Source organism: Pseudomonas sp. AC083 (assembly GCF_979253165.1).
Window position 1 is genome coordinate 198,801 of record NZ_CEEDDH010000006.1, and the last position, 20,764, is coordinate 219,564.

Annotated in this window: 26 protein-coding genes; 10 read left to right on the forward strand and 16 right to left on the reverse strand. The window is 60.5% G+C overall.

Annotated features, from left to right (window positions below; all coding sequences use genetic code 11):
• Positions 1 to 39: 39 nt before the first annotated feature.
• The 10 genes from hisC to AC0IXA_RS12415 form a co-directional block, all read right to left on the reverse strand.
• Positions 40 to 1,092 carry a histidinol-phosphate transaminase gene (gene hisC, locus AC0IXA_RS12370; protein ID WP_471813242.1) on the reverse strand — a complete coding sequence of 351 codons (1,053 nt, stop codon included), beginning with the start codon at positions 1,090 to 1,092 and terminating at the stop codon, positions 40 to 42.
• Between the two features lie 3 nt (positions 1,093 to 1,095).
• Positions 1,096 to 2,433: a histidinol dehydrogenase gene (hisD, locus tag AC0IXA_RS12375; protein WP_471813244.1), complete on the reverse strand. Its 1,338-nt coding sequence runs from the start codon at positions 2,431 to 2,433 to the stop codon at positions 1,096 to 1,098.
• A 125-nt stretch (positions 2,434 to 2,558) separates the two neighbouring features.
• Positions 2,559 to 3,194, reverse strand: a complete 636-nt coding sequence (gene hisG / locus AC0IXA_RS12380; RefSeq protein ID WP_016771668.1) for an ATP phosphoribosyltransferase — start codon at positions 3,192 to 3,194, stop codon at positions 2,559 to 2,561.
• A 128-nt stretch (positions 3,195 to 3,322) separates the two neighbouring features.
• Positions 3,323 to 4,588, reverse strand: coding sequence for a UDP-N-acetylglucosamine 1-carboxyvinyltransferase (gene murA, locus AC0IXA_RS12385; RefSeq protein WP_016771669.1), 1,266 nt, complete (start codon positions 4,586 to 4,588; stop codon positions 3,323 to 3,325).
• 22 nt (positions 4,589 to 4,610) lie between these two features.
• Complete coding sequence (locus AC0IXA_RS12390; protein WP_137215495.1) at positions 4,611 to 4,850, reverse strand: BolA family protein; 240 nt, start codon at positions 4,848 to 4,850, stop codon at positions 4,611 to 4,613.
• A 115-nt stretch (positions 4,851 to 4,965) separates the two neighbouring features.
• Complete coding sequence (locus AC0IXA_RS12395) at positions 4,966 to 5,271, reverse strand: STAS domain-containing protein (RefSeq protein ID WP_130909585.1); 306 nt, start codon at positions 5,269 to 5,271, stop codon at positions 4,966 to 4,968.
• Entirely contained in the window at positions 5,268 to 5,921 is a 654-nt protein-coding gene (locus AC0IXA_RS12400; protein ID WP_110603726.1) for an MlaC/ttg2D family ABC transporter substrate-binding protein, read from the reverse strand. Before AC0IXA_RS12400 ends, AC0IXA_RS12395 begins: the two co-directional genes overlap by 4 nt.
• A gap of 11 nt (positions 5,922 to 5,932) precedes the next feature.
• Complete coding sequence (gene mlaD, locus AC0IXA_RS12405) at positions 5,933 to 6,400, reverse strand: outer membrane lipid asymmetry maintenance protein MlaD (RefSeq protein WP_016771673.1); 468 nt, start codon at positions 6,398 to 6,400, stop codon at positions 5,933 to 5,935.
• Positions 6,400 to 7,197 carry a lipid asymmetry maintenance ABC transporter permease subunit MlaE gene (gene mlaE / locus AC0IXA_RS12410; RefSeq protein WP_016771674.1) on the reverse strand — a complete coding sequence of 266 codons (798 nt, stop codon included), beginning with the start codon at positions 7,195 to 7,197 and terminating at the stop codon, positions 6,400 to 6,402. Before mlaE ends, mlaD begins: the two co-directional genes overlap by 1 nt.
• Positions 7,197 to 8,006, reverse strand: a complete 810-nt coding sequence (locus tag AC0IXA_RS12415; protein ID WP_039759369.1) for an ATP-binding cassette domain-containing protein — start codon at positions 8,004 to 8,006, stop codon at positions 7,197 to 7,199. Before AC0IXA_RS12415 ends, mlaE begins: the two co-directional genes overlap by 1 nt.
• A 272-nt stretch (positions 8,007 to 8,278) precedes the next feature.
• Here AC0IXA_RS12415 and AC0IXA_RS12420 point away from each other — a divergent pair, with 272 nt between their 5' ends.
• The 10 genes from AC0IXA_RS12420 to AC0IXA_RS12465 all read left to right on the forward strand — a co-directional run bounded on the left by AC0IXA_RS12420 (position 8,279) and on the right by AC0IXA_RS12465 (position 15,282).
• Positions 8,279 to 9,253, forward strand: coding sequence for a KpsF/GutQ family sugar-phosphate isomerase (locus tag AC0IXA_RS12420; protein ID WP_041477981.1), 975 nt, complete (start codon positions 8,279 to 8,281; stop codon positions 9,251 to 9,253).
• Entirely contained in the window at positions 9,253 to 9,777 is a 525-nt protein-coding gene (locus AC0IXA_RS12425) for a KdsC family phosphatase (protein WP_016771677.1), read from the forward strand. Before AC0IXA_RS12420 ends, AC0IXA_RS12425 begins: the two co-directional genes overlap by 1 nt.
• Before the next feature lie 8 nt (positions 9,778 to 9,785).
• Positions 9,786 to 10,358, forward strand: a complete 573-nt coding sequence (gene lptC / locus AC0IXA_RS12430) for an LPS export ABC transporter periplasmic protein LptC (protein ID WP_041477980.1) — start codon at positions 9,786 to 9,788, stop codon at positions 10,356 to 10,358.
• Entirely contained in the window at positions 10,345 to 10,890 is a 546-nt protein-coding gene (gene lptA / locus AC0IXA_RS12435) for a lipopolysaccharide transport periplasmic protein LptA (RefSeq protein WP_016771679.1), read from the forward strand. Before lptC ends, lptA begins: the two co-directional genes overlap by 14 nt.
• Positions 10,890 to 11,615 (forward strand): LPS export ABC transporter ATP-binding protein, encoded by a 726-nt coding sequence (gene lptB, locus AC0IXA_RS12440; protein ID WP_024011621.1) that lies wholly within the window; start codon positions 10,890 to 10,892, stop codon positions 11,613 to 11,615. Before lptA ends, lptB begins: the two co-directional genes overlap by 1 nt.
• A 166-nt stretch (positions 11,616 to 11,781) precedes the next feature.
• The gene (locus AC0IXA_RS12445; RefSeq protein ID WP_016771682.1) at positions 11,782 to 13,272 is read left to right on the forward strand and encodes an RNA polymerase factor sigma-54; all 1,491 of its coding nucleotides are present in this window, start codon (positions 11,782 to 11,784) and stop codon (positions 13,270 to 13,272) included.
• Positions 13,273 to 13,345: 73 nt separating this feature from the next.
• Positions 13,346 to 13,654: a ribosome hibernation-promoting factor, HPF/YfiA family gene (hpf, locus tag AC0IXA_RS12450; RefSeq protein ID WP_007912419.1), complete on the forward strand. Its 309-nt coding sequence runs from the start codon at positions 13,346 to 13,348 to the stop codon at positions 13,652 to 13,654.
• 12 nt (positions 13,655 to 13,666) lie between these two features.
• The gene (gene ptsN / locus AC0IXA_RS12455; RefSeq protein WP_471813250.1) at positions 13,667 to 14,131 is read left to right on the forward strand and encodes a PTS IIA-like nitrogen regulatory protein PtsN; all 465 of its coding nucleotides are present in this window, start codon (positions 13,667 to 13,669) and stop codon (positions 14,129 to 14,131) included.
• Positions 14,132 to 14,133: 2 nt separating this feature from the next.
• A complete protein-coding gene (gene rapZ, locus AC0IXA_RS12460) occupies positions 14,134 to 14,991 on the forward strand; it encodes an RNase adapter RapZ (protein WP_016771684.1) in 858 nt (285 codons plus the stop codon).
• A gap of 15 nt (positions 14,992 to 15,006) precedes the next feature.
• On the forward strand, positions 15,007 to 15,282 hold the full coding sequence (locus tag AC0IXA_RS12465) for an HPr family phosphocarrier protein (protein WP_016771685.1): 276 nt from the start codon (positions 15,007 to 15,009) through the stop codon (positions 15,280 to 15,282).
• A 34-nt stretch (positions 15,283 to 15,316) separates the two neighbouring features.
• Here AC0IXA_RS12465 and AC0IXA_RS12470 read toward each other — a convergent pair whose 3' ends face one another.
• The 6 genes from AC0IXA_RS12470 to pmbA all read right to left on the reverse strand — a co-directional run bounded on the left by AC0IXA_RS12470 (position 15,317) and on the right by pmbA (position 20,685).
• Positions 15,317 to 16,210 carry a ZIP family metal transporter gene (locus AC0IXA_RS12470; RefSeq protein WP_471813252.1) on the reverse strand — a complete coding sequence of 298 codons (894 nt, stop codon included), beginning with the start codon at positions 16,208 to 16,210 and terminating at the stop codon, positions 15,317 to 15,319.
• Between the two features lie 30 nt (positions 16,211 to 16,240).
• Complete coding sequence (locus AC0IXA_RS12475) at positions 16,241 to 16,852, reverse strand: superoxide dismutase (RefSeq protein ID WP_071174388.1); 612 nt, start codon at positions 16,850 to 16,852, stop codon at positions 16,241 to 16,243.
• Position 16,853: 1 nt separating this feature from the next.
• Positions 16,854 to 17,294: a hypothetical protein gene (locus tag AC0IXA_RS12480; RefSeq protein WP_212615323.1), complete on the reverse strand. Its 441-nt coding sequence runs from the start codon at positions 17,292 to 17,294 to the stop codon at positions 16,854 to 16,856.
• Positions 17,295 to 17,321: 27 nt separating this feature from the next.
• Positions 17,322 to 18,698 (reverse strand): class II fumarate hydratase, encoded by a 1,377-nt coding sequence (locus AC0IXA_RS12485; RefSeq protein WP_016771689.1) that lies wholly within the window; start codon positions 18,696 to 18,698, stop codon positions 17,322 to 17,324.
• Complete coding sequence (locus tag AC0IXA_RS12490) at positions 18,679 to 19,086, reverse strand: hypothetical protein (RefSeq protein ID WP_016771690.1); 408 nt, start codon at positions 19,084 to 19,086, stop codon at positions 18,679 to 18,681. Before AC0IXA_RS12490 ends, AC0IXA_RS12485 begins: the two co-directional genes overlap by 20 nt.
• Positions 19,087 to 19,338: 252 nt before the next feature.
• Positions 19,339 to 20,685 carry a metalloprotease PmbA gene (pmbA, locus tag AC0IXA_RS12495; RefSeq protein ID WP_024011613.1) on the reverse strand — a complete coding sequence of 449 codons (1,347 nt, stop codon included), beginning with the start codon at positions 20,683 to 20,685 and terminating at the stop codon, positions 19,339 to 19,341.
• Positions 20,686 to 20,764: the final 79 nt, after the last annotated feature.

Sequence of the window (20,764 nt, forward strand, 5' to 3'; positions counted from 1 at the left end):
CTCCTTCTGGGAGAGGGCTAGGGTGAGGGGCTTTTGCTTTTAAAGGTCGCCAAGCCCATCAATCAACGCCTGATTCTGCTCCGGCGTGCCAATCGAGATCCGCAAGAACTGCGCAATCCGTTCCTGCTTGAAGTGCCGCACGATCACGCCCTGCTCGCGCAGCTTGGCCGCCAGGCCCGCCGCGTCATGCTGCGGGTGGCGAGCGAAGATGAAGTTGGCCGCCGACGGCAGCACTTCAAAGCCTTTAGCCTGCAACTGCGCCACCACCCATTCGCGACTTTCGATCACCTGACGACAGGTCTTGTCGAAATACTCGCGGTCTGCAAAAGCCGCCGCCGCGCCGACAATCGCCAGACGATCCAGCGGATAGGAGTTGAAGCTGTTCTTGATCCGCTCCAGCGCTTCGATCAGGTCCGGATGCCCTACTGCCAGACCGACACGCAGGCCGGCCAGCGAGCGTGACTTGGACAGCGTCTGCGTCACCAGCAGATTCGGATAGCGGTCCACCAGACTGATCGCCGTCTCGCCGCCGAAGTCGATGTACGCCTCATCCACGACTACGACCGAATCAGGACTGGCCTTGAGGATTTGCTCGACCGCGTCCAGCGCCAGCAGGCACCCGGTCGGGGCGTTCGGGTTGGGGAAAATGATCCCGCCATTCGGTTTGGCGTAATCGGCCGGGTTGATCTGGAACTGCGCATCCAGCGGCACCGCGTCGAATTCAATGCCGTACAGACCGCAGTAAACCGGATAGAAGCTGTAGCTGATGTCCGGGAACAGCAGCGGCTGATCGTGTTGCAGCAAGCCGTGGAAGATGTGCGCAAGCACTTCGTCCGAACCGTTGCCGAGGAACACCTGACTGGTTTGCACGCCGTAATATTCGGCCACGGCGCTTTTCAGCAGATCACTGTTCGGGTCCGGATACAGGCGCAGGTTGTCGTTGAGCTCGGCTTGCATCGCTGCGAGCGCTTTTGGCGACGGGCCATATGGATTTTCATTGGTATTGAGCTTGACCAGTCTGGTCAGCTTCGGCTGTTCGCCCGGCACGTAGGGCACCAGATCCTTGACGAACGGGCTCCAGAATTTACTCATCGCTCAGTTCCCCTGCCCTTTCAGAAAGTCTTGGTCTTTGATGCGGTATTCGGCGCTGCGTGCGTGGGCGCTCAGCGATTCACCACGGGCCAGTACCGATGCTGTTTTGCCCAGCTCGGAAGCGCCGGTCTCGGAGCAGAAGATGATCGACGAGCGCTTCTGGAAGTCGTAGACGCCCAGCGGCGAGGAGAAGCGCGCGGTGCCGGAAGTCGGCAACACGTGGTTCGGGCCGGCGCAGTAATCGCCCAACGCTTCGGAGGTGTGGCGGCCCATGAAGATCGCACCGGCGTGGCGAATCTGCGGCAGCCAGGCTTGTGGATCAGCGACCGACAATTCCAGGTGTTCCGGGGCGATGCGGTTGGCGACTTCGATGGCCTGGGCCATGTCGCTCACCTGAATCAGCGCACCACGGCCATTGATCGAAGTTTCGATGATGGTCGCGCGGTCCATGGTCGGCAGCAGTTTGTCGATGCTCGCGGCCACCTTGTCGAGGAACTCGGCGTCCGGGCTGACCAGAATCGCTTGCGCGTCTTCGTCGTGCTCGGCCTGAGAGAACAGGTCCATGGCAATCCAGTCCGGATCGGTCTGGCCGTCGCAGACCACGAGAATTTCCGAAGGGCCGGCGATCATGTCGATGCCGACCTGACCGAACACATGACGCTTGGCCGTGGCCACATAGATGTTGCCCGGGCCGACAACCTTGTCGACACGCGGCACGCTTTCGGTGCCGTAAGCCAGGGCGGCAACTGCTTGCGCGCCGCCGATGGTGAACACGCGGTCGACACCGGCGATGCAGGCAGCGGCCAGCACCAGCTCGTTGATTTCACCGCGCGGGGTCGGCACGACCATGACCACTTCGGTCACGCCGGCCACCTTGGCCGGAATCGCGTTCATCAATACCGACGACGGATACGAGGCCTTGCCACCTGGCACGTAAAGGCCTGCGCGATCCAGCGGCGTGACCTTCTGGCCGAGCACCGTGCCGTCAGCTTCGGTGTAGCTCCAGGAATCCTGCTTCTGTTTTTCGTGATAGCTGCGCACGCGGGCGGCGGCTTTTTCCAAGGCCTCGCGTTGCGGCACAGTGATGCGGGTCAGGGCCAGCTCCAGGCGCTCGCGCGGCAGGATCAGGTCGGCCATCGAGGCGACTTCAAGACCGTCGAACTTCTGGGTGAATTCGACCAGCGCCGCGTCACCGCGCTCGCGCACAGCCTTGATGATGTCGAGCACGCGCTGATTGACCGAGTCGTCAGACACACTTTCCCAGCTCAGCAGATGATCCAGATGATGCGCGAAATTCGGGTCAGCAGCGTTGAGTCGGCGAATTGCAGTGGTTGCGGTCATAGCGAGAGCCTCATAGGAATGGCAAATAACTCAGGCGCCCGAAACTAGCATTCGATCCGCTTGGGCACCTGAGAATTCTGGCTATGCGGCGGATAGACGGCGCGGCCTCGGGCCGCGCTGGTAGATCAGCCGCGGTGTCGCGATTCCACTGCGTTGCGCAGGGTGTCGATCAACGCCTGGATTCGGGCGTGCTGCATTTTCATTGAAGCCTTGTTGACCACCAGACGCGAGCTGATCGTGGCGATCAGTTCCTGTGGCTCCAGGCCGTTGGCGCGCAAGGTGTTGCCGGTGTCGACCACGTCGATGATCTTGTCGGCCAGCCCGATCAGCGGCGCCAGCTCCATCGAGCCGTACAGCTTGATGATGTCGACCTGACGGCCCTGCTCAGCGTAATAACGCTTGGCAACGTTGACGAACTTGGTCGCCACGCGCAGACGGCCCTTGGGCTCGGCCGCGCCGATCTTGCCAGCGGTCATCAGCTTGCACTGGGCGATCTGCAGGTCCAGCGGCTCGTACAGACCCTGGCCGCTGTACTCCATCAGCACGTCCTTACCGGCGACGCCGAGGTCGGCCGCGCCATGCTCGACATAGGTCGGCACGTCGGTGGCACGCACGATCAGCAGACGCACGTCGTCCTGGGTCGTGGGAATGATCAGCTTGCGGCTCTTGTCCGGATTCTCGGTCGGCACGATGCCCGCTTCAGCGAGAAGCGGCAGGGTGTCGTCAAGGATGCGGCCCTTGGACAGTGCGATGGTCAACATGGGAAACGTCAGTCCTTATCAAGGTACTCATGCCCGGTCGCAATCGGCGCCGGACACACATCGAGGGTGCGTACACCCTCGACTCGAAACGAATTCAGTGGACACGTCCGTGTGTCCCGATGCAGCGATCAGCCCGGAACGCGACGGATCTTGGCACCCAGCATTTGCAGTTTTTCTTCGATGCACTCGTAACCACGGTCGATGTGGTAGATGCGGTCGATCAGCGTGTCGCCTTCGGCAACCAGCGCCGAAATCACCAGACTGGCCGATGCACGCAGGTCGGTGGCCATGACTGGCGCGCCCTTGAGTTTCTCGATACCGGTGACGATCGCGGTGTTGCCTTCAACCTGGATGTGCGCGCCCATGCGGTGCAGTTCGTACACGTGCATGAAACGGTTTTCGAAGATCGTCTCGATCACCGCACCAGTGCCTTCGGCAATGGCGTTAAGCGAGATGAACTGGGCCTGCATGTCGGTCGGGAACGCCGGGTACGGCGCAGTGCGCACGTTGACCGCTTTCGGGCGCTTGCCGTGCATGTTCAGCTCGATCCAGTCTTCACCGCAGGTGATTTCCGCACCGGCTTCACGGAGCTTTTCCAGCACCGCTTCGAGGATGGTCGGATCGGTGTCCTTGACCTTGACGCGACCACCGGTCACGGCAGCGGCGACCAGGTAGGTGCCGGTTTCGATACGGTCAGGCATGACTTTGTAGAAAGCCGAACCCAGCCGCTCGACGCCATCGATGGTGATGGTGTCGGTGCCAGCACCGGAAACCTTGGCGCCCATGGCATTGAGGAAGTTCGCCAGGTCGACTACTTCAGGCTCGCGCGCGGCGTTCTGCAACACGCTGCGGCCCTTGGCCAGAGCAGCGGCCATCATGATGTTTTCGGTACCGGTCACGCTGACGGTGTCGAAGAAGAAGTGCGCGCCGCGCAAGCCACCTTCAGGTGCCTTGGCCTTGATGTAGCCGCCTTCGACGTCGATGACCGCGCCCATGGCTTCCAGACCGCGAATGTGCAGGTCGACCGGACGCGAACCGATGGCGCAACCACCAGGCAGTGCGACTTCGGCTTCACCGAAACGCGCGACCATCGGGCCCAGTACCAGGATCGACGCACGCATGGTTTTCACCAGTTCGTACGGGGCGATCAGGGTCTTGATGGTGCGCGGGTCGATTTCGACGCTGAGCTTCTCGTCGATCACCGGCTCGATGCCCATGCGCCCGAACAGCTCGATCATGGTGGTGATGTCGTGCAGGTGCGGCAGGTTGCCAACGGTGACCGGGCCATCGCACAGCAAGGTCGCGGCCAAAATCGGCAGGGCGGAGTTCTTCGCGCCGGAAATGCGGATCTCGCCATCGAGACGAGCGCCACCGGTAATAATCAATTTATCCATTAGTATCTCGACGCCCTAGGGCTCAGGTGCGCTCGGCCCAGGCCGTGCTGCTGAAAAATTTCATAGTGACCGCATGGATGCTGCCATCGACGATCCATGGGTTCAAATGGGCATAGACCTGCTGCTGACGCTTCACCGGGCTCAACGCCGCCAGTTCATCGCTGATCACGTTCAGCTGGAAGTTGCAGCCTTCGCCTTCAACTTCTACCAGCGTTCCTGGCAGCTTTCCTTCAAGGAAGCTCTTCACTTCTACGGCCTGCATGCTCAACCTCAATCGGCGCCCTGTGCGCACGGGTCGGACATCATACAAAAAAGCCCCGCGCCTGCGAACCCCGCAACGCAGGACTCTGACGGGGGGCTTCTTTATAGATGAGGGTTCAGGGGTGCGCCAACAGCTCGGTCAACTCGCTGACCTGAGCGATTTCGCGCATGTCTTCGGGCATCGCGCGGATGCTGACGGCCTTGCCGGCCGCCTGAGCATCACGCATGAAGCACAGCAGCAACGACAGGCCGACGCTGCTGGACTTCTGCACCGCCGAACAATCGATGACCAGCGCCGACGCCTTGCTCGACTTGATCAGCGCCTGCCCTTCCTTGCGCAGCTCAGGCCCGGTGCGGTAATCCAGCACGCCGCTGAGCACCAGCTCGTCGACATCACTCATGCGAACTGCCGCCTCACTCATTGCGCTGGCTTCGCGGCGGCTTTGTCGGTTTCCTGCTTGGCCTTGGCGACTTCACCGGCCCAGCCATCGATGGTCTTGTCCAGATCGTTGCCATTGCGCTGCATGGCGTCGGCGAACTGGTCACGGAACAGCTTGCCAATGTTGATGCCATTGATGATCACGTTGCGCAGTTTCCACTCGCCGCTGATCTTCTCAAGCGTGTACTGCACCGGATAGATCGCGCCATTGCTGCCCTTGACGGTCATATTGACGCTGGTGCGCTCGCCCGATTCGTCTTTGGCCGGGTCAACCGTGATGCCCTGGTTGTTGTATTCCAGCAGAGCGTTGCCGTAGAACTGGAACAGACCGCGCTTGAAGTTTTCCTGAAAGCGCTGCATCTGCTCAGGCGTGGCCTTGCGCGAATACTTCACGGTCATGATGCTTTTGGAGATGCCCTCGGCATCCACCACCGGACCGACAATGTTGTTCAGCGCCGCATAGAAATCCTGCGGATCCTGCTTGTACTTCTCTTTGTTCGCCTGCAAATCGGCAAGCATCCGGTTCGTGGTGTCCTGAATCAGGTCATGAGCCGATTGCCCCGGTGCAGCGTTAGCCATCAACGGCAGGGCCGCGAGCAACACCAACAGGCCACGTCGCAAGATAGAGATCATTCAAAAGCTCCTCATTTGGCGTCTTTGCTAACGGTATTGAGCAGGAATTTACCGATCAGGTCTTCCAGTACCAGTGACGACTGCGTGTCGTGGATGGTTCCACCGTCTTTCAACTGGGTGTCTTCACCGCCGACGCTGATACCGATGTATTTCTCGCCCAGCAGACCCGCGGTGAGGATAGACGCAGTCGAATCAACCGGCAGGTTGTCGACCTTTTTATCCACCTGCAGCGTGACCCGACCGGTGAAGCTGTCGCGATCCAGATCGATAGCGGTGACCTTGCCGATGGTCACACCGGCCATGGTCACTTTGGCTCTGACCGTCAGACCGGCGATATTGTCGAAATACGCATACAACTTGTAAGTGTCGGTGGACGAAGTCGGAGACAGGCCGCTGACGCGCAAGGCGAGCAGCAGCAAAGCCAGGATCCCTGCCAGCAGGAACAGGCCGACACCGATTTCCAGGGTGCGGTTTTGCATCAGAAATCTCCAAACATCAAAGCGGTCAGAATAAAGTCCAGGCCGAGCACTGCCAGCGAGGCAAACACCACGGTCTTGGTGGTGGCACGACTGATCCCCTCGGAAGTGGGCTCACAGTCATAGCCTTGGAATACGGCGATCCAGGTCACCACAAAGGCGAAAACGACACTCTTGATCACGCCATTGAGCACGTCACTGGTGAAATTCACGCTGTTCTGCATGTTCGCCCAGTACGAGCCTTCATAAACGCCCAGCCAGTCGACTGCGACCCACGAACCGCCCCAGATGCCGACGACGCTGAAGATCATCGCCAGCACCGGCAGGGAAATGAAGCCGGCCCACAGGCGCGGGGCAATGATGTACTTGAGCGGATCGACACCGATCATTTCCAGGCTGGACAACTGCTCGGTGGATTTCATGTTGCCGATCTCGGCGGTCAACGCCGAACCGGCGCGCCCGGCAAACAGCAACGCCGTGACCACCGGCCCCAGTTCACGCAGCAACGTCAGGGCGACCATCTGCCCCACCGCCTGCTCTGAACCATAGCTGGAAAGAATGCTGAAGCCCTGCAACGCCAGGACCATGCCGATGAAAATGCCGGAGACCACGATGATCACCAGCGACATGACGCCGACCGAATGCAGCTGCTTGACCAACAGGCCGAAACCACCGCTGATACCGCCACGGCCCAGCAGGGCGTGAAACAGGAACAGGGTCGCTCGACCAAACACCGCGACCGCGTCGATCGCCGATTCGCCGAACCGACGCACGCGTTCCATCAATGAAATTCTGCGCATCAACGCTTCCCCAGAAGATCTGCGCGGTAATCCGTCGCTGGAAAGTGATACGGCACCGGGCCATCGGGATCACCGGTCATGAACTGGCGGATACGCGGTTCATCCGAATTCATCAGCTCATCCGGCGTGCCCTGCCCCAGCACCTGACCATCGCCCACTACATAGATGTAGTCGGCAATGCTCGCGGTTTCCGCCAGGTCGTGCGAGACCACGATGCTGGTGATGCCCAGAGCATCGTTGAGCAGGCGGATCAGGCGCACCAACACGCCCATGGCGATCGGGTCCTGGCCCACGAAGGGCTCGTCGTACATGAGAATCTGCGGATCGAGGGCAATCGCCCGGGCCAGTGCCACGCGGCGCTTCATGCCGCCGGACAGTTCGTCCGGCATCAGCTCGATGGCGCCACGCAGACCCACTGCCTGCAATTTGAGCAGGACGATGTCGCGGATCATGTCTTCCGGCAGTTGCGTGTGCACCCGCAGCGGGAAGGCCACGTTCTCGAACACATCAAGGTCAGTGAACAGCGCACCGCTCTGAAACAGCACGCCCATGTGCTTGCGCGCATCGAACAGATCACTGCGCGACAGCGTCGGCAGATTCTGCCCGTTGACCCAGACTTCACCGCTGGACGGCCGCAACTGTGCGCCCATCAGGCGCAGCAGCGTGGTCTTGCCGCAGCCGGAAGGCCCCATGATGCCGGTGACCTTGCCGCGGGGGATGCGGATATCGACGTTATTGAAAATGCTCCGCGCACCGCGCTTGAAGGAGACTCCCTTCAGCTCGACCGCGTAGGCGTTATCGGCACTCATCTAAACTCCTTGCGATGCAGCCTCTCACTGGGATGCCAGACTTTCCTCGGAAACACCTGCATCCCGGGCAGGCCGAACTGGCGGCGAACTATATCACTGCAAAGGCTGAGCGCCCAAGCGAGAACCCGGCCAAGATCGCCGACTGAAGAGGGCCTGAGCGACTTTCAGAGTGTTTTGGTAACCAGTAATGACAAAGCACGTCGAACTTGCGTGAGGCTTTGCCACATAACCGCTATAATCGCCGCCTTTTCATCGGCCCATACGATTCTGACATGAGCAAAACCCGCGACCTGATTCAATCGGCACAACGCACCATCCGCCTCGAAGTGGAAGCCGTCCAAGGCTTGATGGCCCATATCGACGCCGATTTCGTACGCGCTTGCGAGATGATTCTGGCCAGCAAGGGCCGCGTCGTCGTGGTCGGCATGGGCAAATCCGGGCACGTCGGCAACAAGATCGCCGCCACCCTGGCCAGCACCGGCACTCCGGCGTTTTTCGTGCATCCGGCCGAAGCCAGCCATGGCGACATGGGCATGATCACCCGCGACGACGTGATTCTGGCACTGTCGAACTCCGGCTCGACCAACGAAATCGTAACGCTGCTGCCATTGATCAAACGCCTGGGTATCCAGTTGATCAGCGTCACCGGCAATCCGCAGTCGCCATTGGCGAAGGCCGCCGAGGTCAATCTCAATGTGCATGTCGAGCACGAAGCCTGCCCGCTGAATCTGGCACCGACCTCTTCGACCACGGCCGCGCTGGTCATGGGCGACGCTCTGGCCGTGGCCTTGCTGGAAGCGCGTGGTTTCACCGCTGAAGATTTTGCCTTCTCGCATCCGGGCGGCGCCCTTGGCCGTCGCCTGTTGCTGAAAGTCGAAAACGTCATGCACGCCGGGCAAGAGCTGCCGCAAGTACAACGCGGCACCCTGCTCAAAGACGCGCTGATGGAAATGACCCGCAAGGGTCTGGGCATGACCGCTATTATTGAAGCCGATGGCAAGCTCGCCGGGATCTTCACTGACGGCGATTTGCGCCGCACCCTGGATCGCGCCATCGACATCCGCAGCGCCACCATCGATCAGGTGATGACCGCACACGGCAAGACCGCCCGGCCCGACATGCTCGCCGCCGAAGCCCTGAAAATCATGGAAGACCATCGAATCAACGCCCTGGTAGTCGTCGACGAGGAGGATCGCCCGATCGGCGCCTTCAACCTCTCCGATCTGCTGCGCGCAGGAGTCATGTAATGAGCAACGATCTGCTGCAACGCGGCAAAGCGATCAAACTGGCAGTATTCGACGTCGACGGTGTGCTCACCGACGGGCGCCTGTACTTCCTCGAAGACGGCAGCGAGTTCAAGACCTTCAACACCCTTGACGGCCAAGGCATCAAAATGTTGATGAATGCCGGCGTGCAGACGGCGATCATCAGTGGTCGCAAGACCCCGGTGGTCGAGCGCCGCGCGAAGAACCTCGGCATCCCGCATCTGTTTCAGGGGCGCGAGGACAAACTGGTGGTACTCGACGGTCTGCTCGCGCAACTGGGCCTAAGCTATGAAGAAGTCGCCTATCTCGGTGACGATCTGCCAGACTTGCCGGTGATCCGCCGTGTAGGGCTGGGCATGGCGGTGGCCAACGCTGCCGATTTCGTCCGCGAACACGCCCACGGCGTTACCCGCGCCCGTGGCGGCGAAGGTGCCGCCCGCGAATTCTGCGAATTGATCCTGCGCGCCCAGGGCCGCCTCGAAGCGGCCAACGCCGCGTACCTGTGAGCCTGACCATGTTTAGCAAAAAGTTTCGCAACTTCCTGCTGTTCGGCTGCATCGCGGCGATTTTCGCTGCGGTCGGCTACTGGAACATCAGCCCGGAACGCTTCCTCGACAAGCCGCCGGTCTCGGCCGCCGAGAATCCGATCGACTGGTACGCGACCAACACGCACACCATTCAGTACCTGCCCGACGGCAAGGTGCAGTATGAGATGACCTCCGACAAGGCCGAACACGTCAAGGCCACTGATATCACGCTGGTGACCAAGCCTGATTTGAACATGTATCGCGGCACCGACTTCCCGTGGCACGTGACCAGCGAACGCGGCGAAGTGAACTCGGGCGGCACCGAAGTGGAATTGATCGATTCGGTACGCGTACAGCGCACCGACGAGAAACAGCGCGGCACCCTGATCACCAGCACCCGCATGACCGTGTTCCCGCAGCAGGAATATGCGCAGACTGCGCAACCCGTTAGAATCGAGGGCGCTGGCGGCGTATCGACTGGCGTCGGAATGAAAGCGTACCTGAAGGACAGCAGGATACACCTGCAATCGAACGTAAGAGGACAGTATGAGGCTCGTTAAAACCCTCCCTATTTTGCTCAGTCTGGGCGCAGCACTGGGAAGCGCGAGCGCCTGGTCCCTGCCGAACGATCAGCAGCAGCCTATCCGCATTCAGGCCGACGACGCCCAACTGGACGACAAGAATGGCATCGCCACCTATAAAGGTGACGTGATCATTACCCAGGGCTCGATGATCGTTAAAGGCAACACCGTGACCATGACGCGCGCGCCCAATGGCGACATCGACGTGGTGACCTCGGTAGGCAACCTGGCTTACTTCGAGCAGTTGCAGACACAGGGCGACGCCAACCCGGTCAAGGGCTACGGCGTGACGATTCAATACCACGCCCAGCAGAATCGGGTGGTGCTGATCGACAAGGCCAAGGTTATCGACAAGGATAACAACGTCACCCAAGGCGAAAAAATCGTCTACGACACCGTGAAGAAACTGGCCAGCGCCGGTCGCGCCACGGGCAGCAAGGTCACCGAATCGCGTCCGCGCATCGACATGGTGATCCAGCCGAAGAAGAAAACCGAAGAGAAATCCCAGTAATGGCAACTCTGAAAGCTCAGCACCTGGCCAAGGCCTATAAAAGCCGCCAGGTCGTGCGTGACGTCAGTCTGTCGATCGACAGCGGGCAGATCGTCGGCTTGCTCGGCCCGAACGGCGCCGGTAAAACGACGTGCTTCTACATGATCGTCGGCCTGGTGCAGGCGGATCAGGGCCGTGTGCTGATCGATGACCTGGACGTCAGCCACCAGCCGATGCACGGCCGCGCCAAGGCCGGTATCGGCTATCTGCCGCAAGAAGCGTCGATCTTCCGCAAACTGTCGGTTGCCGACAACATCATGGCGATCCTCGAGACTCGCCCGGAGCTGGACAAGGCCGGTCGGCGCAAGGAGCTGGAAAGCCTGCTGCAGGAATTCCACATCAGCCACATCCGCGACAACCTAGGCATGAGCCTGTCCGGTGGTGAGCGCCGCCGGGTGGAAATCGCTCGCGCCCTGGCCACTGCACCCAAGTTCATCCTGCTCGACGAACCGTTCGCCGGTGTCGACCCGATCTCGGTCGGCGACATCAAGCAGATCATTCACCACCTCAAGGCCAAGGGCATCGGTGTACTGATCACCGACCACAACGTCCGTGAGACCCTGGATATCTGCGAAACCGCTTACATCGTCAATGACGGTCAACTGATCGCCGAAGGTGATGCCGAGACCATCCTGGCCAACGATCTGGTCAAGGAAGTGTATCTGGGTCACGAGTTCCGCCTGTAAGCGCGACAGCGCTGTATCGATTCAAGGCGCATTTATCCGCTTTAATTGTTACAGCGCTCTAGGCAAACACTTCAGTTTCAGGCATATAATTTGCTTAAGTTTGGCGCTTCGGCGCCCTGTAGTGGATGGCGCAAAGCGCCGGCGAATAAGGTGTTAAGCCCCTGCCATGAAACCATCGCTAGTCTTGAGAATGGGCCAGCAGCTGACGATGACACCGCAGCTGCAACAGGCCATCCGCCTGCTCCAATTGTCGACCCTGGACCTGCAACAGGAGATCCAGGAGGCTCTGGAATCCAATCCGATGCTCGAGCGCCAGGAAGAAGGCGACGACTTCGACAACGCCGATCCTCTGGCCGACAACGCCGAACAGAAGCCCGCCGAAATCCAGGAACCCTCCTACCAGGAAACCGCCCCGACGGTGGACAACCTCGAGGATGGCGAGTGGAACGAGCGCATCCCCAACGAACTGCCAGTGGATACCGCCTGGGAAGACGTCTACCAGACGAGCGCCAGCAGCCTGCCCAGCAGCGATGACGATGAGTGGGATTTCACCACCCGCACGTCCGCCGGCGAGAGCCTGCAGAGCCATCTGCTCTGGCAACTGAACCTGGCGCCGATGTCCGACACCGATCGCCTGATCGCCGTGACCCTGATCGACTGCATCAACAATCAGGGCTATCTGGACGAAACACTCGAAGAAATTCTTGAAGCGTTCGATCCTGAACTGGACATCGAGCTCGACGAGATCGAAGCCGTCCTGCATCGCATCCAGCAATTCGAGCCCGCCGGGATCGGCGCCCGCAACCTCAGCGAATGCCTGCTCCTGCAACTGCGCCAGCTGCCCGCGAAGACGCCGTGGCTGACCGAGGCCAAACGGCTGGTCGCCGATTACATCGACCTGCTCGGCAGTCGCGATTACAGCCAGTTGATGCGCCGGATGAAGCTCAAGGAAGACGAGCTGCGCCAAGTCATCGAACTGGTGCAGAGCCTCAATCCGCGTCCCGGTTCGCAGATCGAGTCGACAGAAGCCGAATATGTCATTCCCGATGTGATCGTGCGCAAGGACAACGAGCGCTGGCTGGTCGAGCTGAACCAGGAGTCGGTGCCACGCCTGCGTGTCAACGCCCAGTACGCCGGTTTTGTGAAACGTGCCGACACCAGCGCCGACAACACTTTCATGCGCAACCAGTTGCAGGAGGCCCGCTGGTTCATCAAGAGCCTGCAGAGCCGCAACGAAACCCTGATGAAAGTGGCCACGCAGATCGTCGAACATCAGCGCGGCTTCCTCGAATACGGCGACGAAGCGATGAAGCCGTTGGTATTGCATGACATCGCCGAAGCGGTGGGCATGCACGAATCGACGATTTCCCGAGTGACCACACAGAAATTCATGCATACCCCGCGCGGTATTTATGAGCTGAAATACTTTTTCTCCAGCCACGTCAGCACCTCCGAAGGCGGCGAATGCTCGTCCACGGCGATCCGCGCGATCATCAAAAAACTGGTCGCAGCGGAAAATCAGAAAAAGCCGTTGAGTGACAGCAAGATCGCTGGTTTACTGGAGGCACAAGGCATTCAGGTGGCTCGCCGCACCGTCGCCAAGTACCGCGAATCCCTCGGAATCGCGCCTTCGAGCGAACGCAAGCGGTTGATGTAAGCCACGTTACAGCGTTCCAGTGGCAGGCTTTTCGGCCTGCCGCTTTATGCACTGGCAACGAAGGAGAAGCTGTATGCAAGTCAACATCAGTGGACACCAACTGGAAGTGACCCAACCTCTGCGTTCCTACATCGAGGAAAAACTCCAGCGACTGGAGCGACATTTCGACAAGATCACCAACGTGCAGGTCACGATGTGCGTCGAAAAGCTGAAGCAGAAGATCGAAGCCACCTTGCATATCCCCGGCAGCGAAGTGGTCGCCAACGCAGAAGATACCGACATGTACGCTGCGATCGACTCACTCACCGACAAGCTGGATCGCCAACTCAAAAAGCATAAGGAAAAGACCCAGAGCCTCCTCCAGGGCGCGACCGGTCGTTAACACCCCTATCCCATGATCCGACTTGAAACCATCCTGACCCCCGGCCGTTCCCAAGTGAACGCGCCGGGCGGCAGCAAGAAAAAAGCCCTCGAACAGATTGCCAACCTGATCCACCGCGAAGTGCCGGATCTGGCGATGCAGGATGTCTTCGAGGCGCTGATCGCCCGTGAAAAACTCGGTTCCACCGGTTTTGGTAACGGCATCGCCATTCCCCACTGCCGCCTCAAGAGCTGCACGGCGCCGATCAGCGCCCTGCTGCACCTTGAAGCCCCGATCGATTTCGACGCCATCGACGGCGCTCCGGTAGACCTGCTGTTCGTGCTGCTGGTCCCGGAAGCCGCGACCGATGCGCATCTGGAGTTGCTGCGCCAGATCGCCAGCATGCTCGACCGCAAGGAAGTTCGTGAAAAACTGCGCAGCGCCACGAGCAACGAAGCCTTGTACCAGGTTGTACTGGACGAGCAGAACGGGCACTAATCATGCGTTTGATCATTGTCAGTGGCCGTTCGGGCTCGGGTAAAAGTACCGCCCTGAATGTCCTTGAGGACAACGGCTACTACTGCATCGACAATCTGCCGGCCGGTTTGCTGCCGGAACTGGCCGAGCGTGCGCTGATTCACACGGAGCTGGCGCAGCCGCTGGTCGCCGTGTCGATCGATGCGCGCAACCTGCCGAGCCATCTGTCACGCTTCCCTGAACTGCTTGAAGACGTCCGTGCCAAGCATATCAAGTGTGATGTGCTGTACCTGGACGCCGACGAGGAAACCCTGCTCAAGCGTTTTTCCGAGACCCGTCGTCGTCACCCGCTGAGCAACGCCAATCGCTCACTGGCCGAGGCGATTCACGATGAAACCGCCCTGCTCGGCCCGATCGCCGATCTGGCCGACCTGAAAATCAACACTACTAGCCTGAACCTCTATCAGCTTCGCGACACCCTGAAGCTGCGCCTGCTGAATCAGCCGGAACCCGGCACGGCGTTTCTGGTTGAATCATTTGGCTTCAAGCGCGGCATGCCGGTCGATGCCGATCTGGTCTTCGATGTGCGCTGCCTGCCCAATCCGTACTGGAAACCGGAGCTGCGCGCGCAATCGGGCCTTGATGCACCGGTGGCCGAGTACCTGGCGCAGCAGCCGGATGTCGAAGAAATGTATCAGGACATCTACGCCTACCTGAACAAGTGGCTGCCACGTTTCGCCGCCAGCAACCGTGCTTACGTGACCATTGCCATCGGCTGCACCGGCGGGCACCACCGCTCCGTCTACCTGACCGAACGTCTGGGCCAGGCCCTGCAGAAAACCCTGAAGAACGTCCAGGTTCGCCACCGCGACCTCACCTAAAGGATTCACACCGCGATGCCTGCTCGTGAAATCGAAATCATCAATAAGCTGGGTCTGCATGCTCGGGCATCGGCCAAATTCGTCGGCGTGGCCGGTCAGTATCCAGACTGCACGATCCGGGTGGGACGCACCCCTGAAACGACTGTCGACGGCAAGAGCATCATGGCAATGATGATGCTCGCGGCGGGCAAAGGCACCAAGATCCATTTGAGCACCGAAGGCGAACAGGCTCAGGAAGCCATGGACGCATTGGTCGATCTGATCGAAAGGTATTTCGACGAAGGTGAATAATCCTTGAGGCGGGGACACTGTTCCTCGCCTCCATTCACCCCAACGCCGTATCCATCACCATCATCAGACAAAACCCGACCAACAGGCCCATACTGGCCAGCTTGTCATGCCCATGACGACGCGACTCCGGAATCACTTCGTGGGTCACCACCAGCAACATCGCCCCGGCCGCCAACGCCAGTCCCAGCGGCAACAGCACCTGAGCCAGACTCACCAGCCACGCGCATAACAGTGCAAATACCGGTTCGACCAGCCCAGACGCCGCGCCGATGAGAAACGCCCTGTACCGTGACATCCCCGCCCCGGCCAGCACCAACGCAATCACCAGCCCTTCCGGCACATCCTGCAACGCAATGCCCATCGCCAGACTGTCGGCGTCCGCCATCCCGCCGCCGGCAGACACGCCGACCGCCATGCCTTCTGGAATGTTGTGCGCGATGATGGCGAACACGAACAGCCAGATTCGTGGTGGAATCACCGGATGCTCCAGCGTGCCGACGAGCATCTCCGGCGAGGCCCCCGAAACGCGCCGATCCACCAGATACAGACCGAACGCGCCGAGCAGGATGCCGAAGCAGATCAGGCCACTGGCAGCCCACGGCGTAAGACCAAGACTCTCCGCCGCAGCAATGCCCGGCACGATCAGCGAAAACGCCGTCGCCGCCAGCATCACCCCGGCACCAAATCCCAGCAAGGTGTCGCTGAGTGCCTGCGGCATGCGCCGGATCACCAGCACCGGCACCGCGCCAAGCGCCGTGCCCAAGGCGCAGATGGCACCGCCCTGCAAGGCGCGCAACAGCCGCGGTTCCAGATTCAGCCACTGCAAACCGTGGGCGACCAGCAAAGTCATCCCCGCCAGCAGCAACAGCGAGCCCACCGCGTAACGAAACATGCGCCCGCTGCCAATCGCCAGTGTTTCCGTGCCCATAGTCAGCCCTGGATTGTTTTTATTGAAGGCTTAAACCAGTGCGGCGTGATAGCGCGCAGCAACTTCCGGCCAGTTGATCACGTTGTAGAACGCGTTGATGTATTCCGGGCGACGGTTCTGGTAGCGCAGGTAGTAGGCGTGCTCCCAGACGTCGAGACCGAGGATTGGGGTATTGCCGTTCATCAACGGGCTGTCCTGATTGCCGCTGCTTTCCACGACCAGTTTTTTCTCCGGTGTCACGCTGAGCCAGGCCCAACCGCTGCCGAAACGGGTCAGCGCGGCCTTGGTGAAGGCTTCCTTGAAACTGTCGAGTCCGCCCAGTTGCTCATCAATAGCCGTGGCCAGCGCGCCGTCGGGCTTGCCGCCGCCGTTGGGCACCATCACTTCCCAGAACAGCGAGTGATTGGCGTGACCGCCGCCCTGATTGATCACCGCCGCGCGAAGCTTTTCCGGCAGTTGCTGGACGCTGGCGACAAGTTTTTCCACCGGCCACTCGGCGAATTCGGTGCCTTCAACGGCGGCGTTGAGGTTGTTGATATAGGTCTGGTGGTGCTTGGTGTAATGAATCTCCATGGTCTGCGCATCGATGTGCGGCTCGAGGGCATCGTAGGCGTAGGGCAAGGCAGGCAAGGTAAAAGCCATTTCAGTGGACTCCATGCTGATGAGAATTTGCGGCGCGGCGAGCATTGCCGGTGTCTGGATGCAGCAGGCGTTGGGTGCGCGGGTACTCGCCGTGCTCGCTGATGAAATTCAACAGTTCGACGTAGGTCTTGCTGCTCTGGCGCAACGCCGCCTCACGCAGCGCCGGGCGAAGGCGTTCGTCCTGCATGGTCTGCAACAAACGTTGATGGATAGCGCACAGGTATTCGGCGCTCTCCTCCGGTTGGTTCAGGCGCAAATGCAGGTCGGCGAGGTTGTGATGAGAGACGACGCAGGCCGCCACCGCTTCGTCGGCATCCGCCCAGCGTTCGAACAACACTTGCGCCAGGGCCAGGGCTTGCAGGTAAGCCTCACGGGCGTCGATCAGTTCGCCCAGCATGAAGCAGCGATTGGCCCGTTCGATCGTGCGTTTCCAGTGCTCCATGGTGAGCCTCCAAAGCGGTTGCGGGGTTTACACGCCGCCGGCGGTGAGTTTCTCGGGGTTGAGCAACTCTTCCAGCTGGCTGCGCGACAGGTCGGTGTGTTCCAGAGCGACGTCGATCACCGCGCGGCCTTCCTTGTAGGCCTGCTTGGCGATTTCGGCGGCTTTCTGGTAACCGATGATGGGGTTGAGCGCGGTGACCAGAATTGGGTTGCGCGACAACGCTTCTTGCAAGCGCGATTCGTTGACCTTGAAAGTAGCGATTGCCTTGTCACCGAGCAGGCGACTGGAATTGGCCAGCAGTTCGATGCTGCTCAGCAGGTTGTGCGCGATGATCGGCAGCATCACGTTCAGTTCGAAGTTGCCGGATTGACCGGCGACGGTGATCACCGAGTCGTTGCCGATCACTTGCGCAGCGACCATCGCTGTGGCTTCCGGGATCACCGGGTTGACCTTGCCGGGCATGATCGATGAACCCGGTTGCAGCGCTTGCAGTTCAATTTCGCCGAGGCCGGCCAGGGGACCTGAGTTCATCCAGCGCAGGTCGTTGGCGATTTTCATCAGCGACACCGCAGTAGCTTTGAGCTGGCCGGAGACAGAGACTGCCGTGTCCTGCGAGCCAATCAGCGCGAACAGATCCTTGCCCGGGGTGAACTGCACGTCGGTCAGTTGGCTCAGATGCCGACTGAATCGCGCGGCGAACTCCGGATGCGCATTGATCCCGGTACCGACCGCGGTGCCGCCCTGCGCCAGCGCTTGCAGGCTTGGCAGCAAATCCTGCAGATGGCCGATATTGGCCTTGAGCTGCTGCGCCCAACCGTTGAGCACCTGGCTCATGCGCACCGGCATCGCGTCCATCAGGTGAGTGCGCCCGGTCTTCACATGGTGATGCACTTGCTCGGCCTTGCGCTCGATGACCTGGACCAGATGCAACAGCGCCGGCAGCAATTGTTCATGCAGCGCCAGCGCGGCGCTGACGTGGATGGTGGTCGGGATGATGTCGTTGCTGCTTTGCCCGCAGTTGACATGATCGTTGGCGTTGACCGGCTCGCCGAGCATGCGACTGGCCAGCGTCGCGATCACTTCGTTGGCGTTCATGTTCGAGCTGGTGCCGGACCCGGTCTGGAAGATATCCACCGGGAAATGCTGCATGAAATCGCCTTCGAGCAGACCTTGCGCGGCATCACTGATGGCTTTGCCCTGGGCCGCGCTGATCTGGTTCAGCTCAACGTTGGCCCGGGCAGCGGCGGCTTTGGCGAGGATCAGCGCGCGGATGAACTGCGTCGGCATCGGCTTGCCGCTGATCGGGAAGTTGTCCACGGCGCGCTGGGTCTGCGCGCCATAGAGCGCATCGACCGGCACCTGCAGTTCGCCCATGCTGTCGCGCTCAATACGTGTCTTGGTCATGCGAATGTCCTTGCAGCAAATCAATGAGAGGAATCGACGGTTGCAACTCGCAAGTGGCGAGCTGCCAGGTGTAGCGTTGCCAGCGCCGCAAGCGGCATTGGCATAGCGACAGGCGCTCCATTTCACGCAAGGGGCGCCAGGCTTGATCGAGACAGACGCTGCGCCAGTGCCACGGCAACGCGATGTCGGTGGCGGTATCGAGCAGCAGACGGAAAGACGTTTCGGCGACAGTCCAGGGCGAAGTGGCTGTGCAACAGGACAGATAGCGTCCTTCGGCGAGGTAGTGTTCGATCAGGCGCGGTTCGTCAGGATCCAGCGCGCAACGGATCTGGCGGCTCATCCAGCGCCAGCTTTCGAGGTAAGGCTGCTCGTGCAAGGCAGAACTCATGATCCGGGACTCGTTCGGAGATGAGATTTATTATTAGATGATAATGATAACCAACACAAGCACTCGAGTTTGCGCTGCTCACTTGTGGGAGCGAGCCTGCTTGCGAATGCGCTGTGTCAGTCAGCACATTTACAACTGATCCACCGCTTTCGCGAGCAGGCTCGCTCCCACAGGGGATTTGTGCGAAGCGAAGAAAAAAGGCGCGCCATCCAGAACGGATGGCGCGCCTTTTTTTGTTGGCGGATTCGCGGCTTAGCTGCCGGCGACAGTCATCCGCTCGATCAACACCGAGCCGGTGCGGATGTTGCTGCGCAGCTCCAGATCATTACCCACCGCGACAATCTGCTTGAACATGTCGCGCATGTTGCCGGCGATGGTCACTTCCTGCACAGCGAACTGGATCTCGCCGTTTTCCACCCAGAAGCCCGCCGCACCGCGCGAATAGTCGCCGGTGACCATGTTCAGGCCGTGGCCCATCAATTCGGTGACCAGCAGTCCTCGGCCCATGCGCTTCAACAACGCTGCCTGATCCTCATCACCGTGGGTGACGAACAGGTTGTGCACCCCGCCCGCGTTGGCGGTGCTCGGCATGCCCAGTTTGCGCCCGGAATAGGTGCCGAGGATGTAGGAGACCAACTCGCCCTTTTCGACGAACGGTTTCGCGTAAGTCGCCAGGCCATCACCGTCGTAGGAAGCACTGCCCATGGCACGCATCAGATGCGGACGCTCATCAATGGTCAGCCATTCCGGGAACAGCTTCTGCCCCAGCGTGCCTTCGAGAAACGACGATTTGCGATACAGACTGCCGCCGGATACTGCCGAGAGGAAGCTGCCGAACAGACCGCCCGCCAGTTCGGCGGAAAACAGCACCGGCACCTCGCATGTCGGCACCGGCCGCGCGCCCAGACGGCTCGCCGCCCGTTGCGCGGCACGCTGGCCGATGCTCACCGGATCGGCGAGCAGACTGCCCTGGCGATTGACGTCATACCAGTAATCACGCTGCATCTGGCCGTCGGCTTCGGCGATCATCACGCAACTCAGGCTGTGCCGGGTCGATGCGTAACCGCCGATGAAACCGTGGCTGTTGCCATACACCCGGCAGCCCTGATGGGTGCTGAGGGTGGTGCCGTCGGCGTTCTTGATCCGCGCATCGGCATCGAACGCCGCAGCCTCGCAGAGCAACGCCTTCTCGATAGCCTGCTCCGGGGTGATGTCCCACTCGTGGAACAGGTCGAAATCCTGCACATCCCTGGCCATCAGTGCGGCGTCGGCGAGGCCCGAGGCTTCATCTTCGGAAGTGTGCTTGGCGATGGCCAGTGCTGCTGCGACGGTTTCACGAATCGCCTCCGGTCCGGTGGCCGAGGTGCTGGCCGAGCCCTTGCGCTGGCCGACGTACAGGGTTATGCCAAAACCCTGGTCACGATTGAATTCAACGGTTTCGACCTCGCGCTGACGCACCGAAGTCGACAGGCCTTGCTCCAGCGACACCGCGACTTCACAGGCGCTGGCGCCCTGGCGCTTGGCTTCGGCGATGATCTGCTCGACCTGTTCTTGCAGTGCCGGCAATGCCTGCGGGCCGACGCTTTGAACTGCACTCATGCTCATCTCCACTCAAATTCTGCTTTCGGCTAGGGTCATCGAGCGACCGGGCCGGACAAGCGGCCCCCGACTGGTTATC